Source organism: Microbacterium sp. ISL-103, from assembly GCF_018613995.1.
GTDB lineage: Bacteria > Actinomycetota > Actinomycetes > Actinomycetales > Microbacteriaceae > Microbacterium.
In genome coordinates this window covers 1-5698 of sequence record NZ_JAGGPD010000103.1, presented here as the reverse complement: position 1 = coordinate 5698, position 5698 = coordinate 1, and the positions used below count along the sequence as shown (strand labels likewise).

Sequence of the window (5698 nt, the reverse complement as noted above, 5' to 3'; positions counted from 1 at the left end):
GCGGCGCCCGTCGGGGGCTTCACCCCTCAACGGCTGGCTCGCCCCGGCGGTCGCGCCGTACATGTCTGCGGTGTCGAGCAGGGTGATCCCGTTCGCGATGGCCGCGTCGATGACCAGCTTCGTTCCGTCGAGGGACTCGGTCGCTGTGCCCGAACGGCCGAAGTTGTTGCAGCCGAGCCCTGCCGGAGACACGAGCAGGCCGGAAGCGCCGACCCGGCGGTGTGAGGTGAGCATGCTTCCACGTTATCGTCTCGGACGGACGTGCCCGGAATCGCCCCCGGCACAGCACAGAGCCCCCGACCGGAGTCGGGGGCTCTGCATCACGTCATCAGGCCGGAGGCTGAGTCGGGTCGGTCGGCGGCGTCTGCGGAGCTGCCGGAGGAGCAGCCGGCGGTGCCGGGGGAACCTGCGGAGCAGCGGGAGGTGCAGAAGGCGCTGCCGGCGGGGCGCCGGGCGCGTAGCCGGGCTGAGCGGGAGGTGCGTAGCCGGGCTGAGCGGGAGGTGCGTAGCCCTGCGGAGCGGGCGGAGCGTAACCCTGCTGCGGAGCACCGTAACCCTGCGGGGCACCGTAGCCGGGGCCTGCAGCCGGACGAGGCTGGACGGGGATGCCCTGCCAGACCGTGCGGTCGGCGAGGAAGCCGTTGTTCGCCCACGAGGCCGGTGCGATGTTCGGGTTCCAGCGCGACTTGTCGAAGGCGTTGATACCGAGCCAGACGAGCGACAGGAAGACGTACAGGATGACCCAGACGGAGTCCTTCTGCAGCTTGAGTCCCACACGCCACGCGGCGAGGACGGCGACGATGGCGAAACCGATGCCGACGAGCCAGCCGAGGACCGGGATCCAGGTGAGCAGGCTGGCGAAGACGAGCCACGGGCTGACATCACCGAGCTTGAAGAAGATCATGAGGTTGTAATACGGAACCCAGGCACGCCACTTGCCCTCGACCCCGGCCTTCTCGAAGATCTTCATGAGGAAGAGAGCGCTGAGGACGTAGCCGCCGACGGCGAACACGAAGATGAAGATGGCGTAGATCGCCCAGAATGCGGCCGCTGCGGCTCCGCCTCCGTCGTAGTTATACGATGACGCGATTGCCGCGCTGACGTCGCCGATAAATGAGAACATGAACCCCTCCGGATCCGATGGAGCGGACGCCTTGCGCGCCGCGACACCAACCATATCGGTGTGCCGATATTCGGGGCAACGACACACGCGGGGAGAAATACCCACGCATCAAGGCCGTCATTCCGTGACGACGAGCTCCACCATGCCTGGGTCGGCGGCGTCGCGAAGCGTGATCCCTCGCCCCTCTGCCCAGCCCCGACGGGCCTTCATGGAGCGAACCCGCGGTCGATCCTCCGCGAGAGCACGCAGCAGCTGCCCCTTCGACTTCTTGTTGAAGTGGTTGAGCGCCCGCCCGTGCTCGGTCACGACCCGGACGTAGGCAGACGACACCATCGCGGGAACCGGCCCGAGGGCGACGTAGGCCTCGCTGCGCAGATCGAGGATGAACGGCGCACCGTCCGACGCGATCGCCGCCGTCGTGGCCTCGGCCCAGTGGCGGCGCAGCGCCGGCAGCCCGGGAAGGGATGTGCCCGCCGCGAGACGATACGAGGGAATGGGATCCAGGGCTCCGATAGGACCGAAGGGAGCGGAGTGGATCCACGCGTGCGATGCCAGCCAGCGACGAGACGCCGGGCTGAGGCTCGCCGCATCGAGCGCGTCGTAGAGGACGCCGGTGTAGCGATCCACCGCGGGCATGGTGGATGCCGAGCGCAGCATCCGATTGTGCACCACGTCGCCCGCCTGCTTCGGGCTCAGCTTGAGCACTCTCCGTGCGACTTCCTCGTCGGCGGACAGGTCGACCAGGGCGTCGATCACCGCCTGCCGCTGATGGTGCAGACCCGGGAGAGCAAGCGACGCGACATCGAGCGGAGCACCGTCTCCACCCGACCGTTTGGTCTCGGACGGCGGAAGCAGAATCTTCATGGGACCTCGTGAATGCAGACACGTCCGCCTCGACACCCGAGGGCGCCGAGGCGGACGTGAGGAAGAGAACTGTTCAGGCGATGAGAGCCGCGTTGCCTGCCACGATCGTCAGTACGTCGCCCTCCATCGAGAGGAAGCCGTCCTGCGCGTTGGCGAGCCCCTTGGTGCCATCCGACTGAGTGATGCGGACCTGGCCCTCGGCGAGGATCGCCAGGACCGGCTCGTGGCCGGTCATGAAGCCGATCTCACCCTCGACGGTCTTGGCGACCACGAGGCTCGCCTCTCCCGTCCAGACCTCCGCATCCGCGGAGACGAGGCTGACATGCAATGCCATGGTCAGCCGTTCTCCTTCTGGATCTTGGCCCACTGCTCTTCGACGTCAGAGATGCCACCGACGTTGAAGAACGCCTGCTCGGCGACGTGGTCGAAGTCACCGCGGGTGATCGCATCGAACGACTCGATGGTCTCCTTGAGCGGGACGGTCGAACCCTCGACACCAGTGAACTTCTTGGCCATGTAGGTGTTCTGCGAGAGGAACTGCTGGATGCGACGTGCACGCGACACGACGATCTTGTCTTCCTCGGAGAGCTCGTCGACACCGAGGATGGCGATGATCTCCTGCAGTTCCTTGTTCTTCTGGAGGATCTGCTTGACCGTCGTGGCGACGCGGTAGTGGTCCTCGCCCAAGTAGCGGGGGTCCATGATGCGCGACGTCGAGGTCAGCGGGTCGATGGCCGGGTACAGACCCTTCGACGCGATCTCACGCGAGAGCTCCGTGGTGGCGTCGAGGTGGGCGAACGTGGTCGCCGGAGCCGGGTCGGTGTAGTCATCGGCGGGCACGTAGATCGCCTGCAGCGAGGTGATCGAGTGGCCACGGGTCGACGTGATGCGCTCCTGGAGCACACCCATCTCGTCGGCGAGGTTCGGCTGGTAGCCCACGGCCGACGGCATGCGGCCGAGCAGCGTGGAGACCTCGGAACCGGCCTGCGTGAAGCGGAAGATGTTGTCGATGAAGAGCAGCACGTCCTGCTTCTGCACGTCACGGAAGTACTCCGCCATCGTCAGAGCCGAGAGGGCGACGCGCAGACGCGTTCCCGGCGGCTCGTCCATCTGGCCGAAGACGAGGGCCGTCTTGTCGANNGCTGGATCATCTCCTGGATGAGGACGGTCTTTCCGACACCGGCTCCACCGAACAGGCCGATCTTTCCACCCAGCACGTACGGGGTCAGAAGGTCGATCGACTTGATGCCGGTCTCGAACATGGTCGTCTTCGACTCGAGCTGGTCGAAGTTCGGAGCCTTGCGGTGGATGGGCCAGCGCTCGGTGACTTCGATCGTCTCACCGGGCTCGAGGTTCAGGACCTCGCCGATGACGTTGAAGACCTTGCCCTTGGTGACGTCGCCGACGGGGACCGAGATGGCCTCGCCGGTGTCGCGCACTTCCTGGCCGCGGACGATGCCGTCGGTCGGCTTCAGAGCGATGGCGCGAACGAGGTCGTCGCCGAGGTGCTGAGCGACCTCGAGGGTGATCTCGACCGAGGAGTCGCCGATGACGATCGTGGTCTTGAGTGCGTTGTAGATGTCGGGGATCGAGTCGTGCGGGAACTCGATGTCGACAACCGGACCGTTGACGCGTGCGACGCGCCCGACGACCGCGGTCGCCGGCTGGTCAGCCGTAGCGGTGGGGGTCATTTTCGTCTCTCTCCTGATGGTCTATTTGCTCGACGAGAGGGCGTCGGCGCCGCCGACGATCTCTGCGATCTGCTGCGTGATCTCCGCCTGACGCGCGTTGTTGCGCAGACGGGTGTAGTCGGTGATGAGCTTGTCGGCGTTGTCGCTGGCCGACTTCATCGCCTTCTGCGTCGCGGCCTGCTTGGCGGCAGACGACTGCAGGAGAGCGTTGAAGACGCGGCTCTGGATGTACACCGGCAGGATCGCGTCGAGAACGGTCTCGGCGTCCGGCTCGAACTCGTACAGCGGGTAGACGGCGTTGCCGGCCTCCGAGTCGTCGGCTTCCGTGATCTCCAAGGGAAGCAGACGCACGGACTCGGGCGACTGCGTCATCATGCTGACGAAACGGTTGTACACGAGGTGGATCTCGTCGACGCCGCCGTCGTCTGCACCGCGCCCGAAGTCCTCGAGCAGCTTCGCCGAGATCTCCTCTGCGGTGTGGAACGACGGGGTGTCGGTGTCGCCGGTCCACTCCGCTGCCGCCGCGATGCGACGGAACTGGAAGTAGCCGACGGCCTTGCGACCGACGAGGTAGAACACCGGCTCCTTGCCCTGTCCGCGCAGGAGTTCCGCAACCTCGAGACCCTCACGGAGGATCTGCGAGTTGAAGGCTCCGGCGAGACCGCGGTCGGACGAGAAGATCACGACCGCGGAGCGGCGGATCGTCTCGGGCTCGCGGGTGAGCGGGTGGTCGACGTTCGAGTGCGTCGCGACGGCGGACACGGCCCTCGTCACGGCTCGCGCGAAGGGACTGGACGCTTTGACGCGTCCCATCGCCTTCTGAATGCGCGAAGCCGCGATGAGTTCCATCGCCTTCGTGATCTTCTTGGTCGTCTGAGCAGAAGAGATCTTCTGCTTGTAGACCCTGAGTTGAGCGCCCATGAAATCAGTTCCTCACGCGATTACGCGCGACGACCCTTGACGATCTTCTCCTGGTTGACGTCGTCAGCTTCTGCTGCAGCGTGCTCCTCGTGGCCCGGAGCGCCGATGGCGCTTCCCTTGCCACCCTGGAACTCCAGGATGAATGCGTCCGTGTGCTTCTCGAGCTCGGCGACGGTGTCGTCGTCGAGGACGTTGGTGTCGCGCAGGGTCTCGAGAACCTTGGTGTTGCGACGCAGGTAGTCGAGAAGCTCGCGCTCGAAGCGCAGCACGTCGGAGACCTCGAGGGTGTCGAGCTTGCCCTTGGTTCCGGCCCAGATCGAGACGACCTGCTCCTCGACGGGGTACGGCGAGTACTGAGGCTGCTTGAGCAGCTCGGTCAGACGCGCACCACGCGAGAGCTGACGACGAGACGCCGCATCGAGGTCGGACGCGAACATCGCGAAGGCCTCGAGCGAGCGGTACTGCGCGAGCTCGAGCTTCAAGGTTCCGGAGGCCTTCTTGATCGACTTGACCTGAGCGTCACCACCGACTCGCGAGACCGAGATACCCACGTCGACCGCCGGACGCTGGTTGGCGTTGAAGAGGTCGGACTGGAGGAAGATCTGGCCGTCGGTGATCGAGATCACGTTGGTCGGGATGTACGCCGAGACGTCGTTCGCCTTGGTCTCGATGATCGGAAGACCGGTCATCGAGCCGGCGCCCAGCTCGTCGGACAGCTTCGCGCAACGCTCGAGCAGACGCGAGTGCAGGTAGAAGACGTCACCCGGGTAGGCCTCGCGGCCCGGCGGGCGGCGCAGGAGGAGCGACACGGCACGGTAGGCCTCAGCCTGCTTCGACAGGTCATCGAAGATGATGAGGACGTGCTTGCCGCCGTACATCCAGTGCTGGCCGATGGCCGAACCGGTGTAGGGGGCCAGGTACTTGAAGCCGGCGGGGTCGGAGGCGGGAGCTGCCACGATCGTGGTGTACTCCAGAGCGCCGGCCTCTTCGAGCGCGCCCTTCACCGAAGCGATGGTCGAGCCCTTCTGACCGATCGCGCCGTAGATGCAACGGACCTGCGTGTTTACGTCGCCCGACTCCCATTTGTCCTTTGGGTTGA

Annotated in this window: 5 protein-coding genes and 2 pseudogenes; all 7 read right to left on the bottom strand. The window is 65.7% G+C overall.

Annotated elements, in window-relative coordinates; translation table 11 throughout:
- Positions 1-234: pseudogene (locus tag J7E68_RS04720) on the bottom strand (aldo/keto reductase); the annotation flags it as partial.
- A gap of 94 nt (positions 235-328) precedes the next feature.
- Positions 329-1123 carry a large exoprotein gene (locus J7E68_RS04715; protein ID WP_215170316.1) on the bottom strand — a complete coding sequence of 265 codons (795 nt, stop codon included), beginning with the start codon at positions 1121-1123 and terminating at the stop codon, positions 329-331.
- 117 nt (positions 1124-1240) lie between these two features.
- Positions 1241-1987, bottom strand: coding sequence for a peroxide stress protein YaaA (locus tag J7E68_RS04710; protein ID WP_215170314.1), 747 nt, complete (start codon positions 1985-1987; stop codon positions 1241-1243).
- A gap of 73 nt (positions 1988-2060) precedes the next feature.
- A complete protein-coding gene (locus tag J7E68_RS04705; protein ID WP_215170312.1) occupies positions 2061-2321 on the bottom strand; it encodes a F0F1 ATP synthase subunit epsilon in 261 nt (86 codons plus the stop codon).
- A 2-nt stretch (positions 2322-2323) separates the two neighbouring features.
- Positions 2324-3678 (bottom strand): annotated as a pseudogene (atpD, locus tag J7E68_RS04700) (F0F1 ATP synthase subunit beta).
- 21 nt (positions 3679-3699) lie between these two features.
- Complete coding sequence (locus J7E68_RS04695; RefSeq protein WP_056376573.1) at positions 3700-4599, bottom strand: F0F1 ATP synthase subunit gamma; 900 nt, start codon at positions 4597-4599, stop codon at positions 3700-3702.
- A 20-nt stretch (positions 4600-4619) separates the two neighbouring features.
- A partial coding sequence (gene atpA / locus J7E68_RS04690) for a F0F1 ATP synthase subunit alpha (RefSeq protein ID WP_215170310.1) occupies positions 4620-5698 on the bottom strand: 1079 nt, incomplete at its 5' end.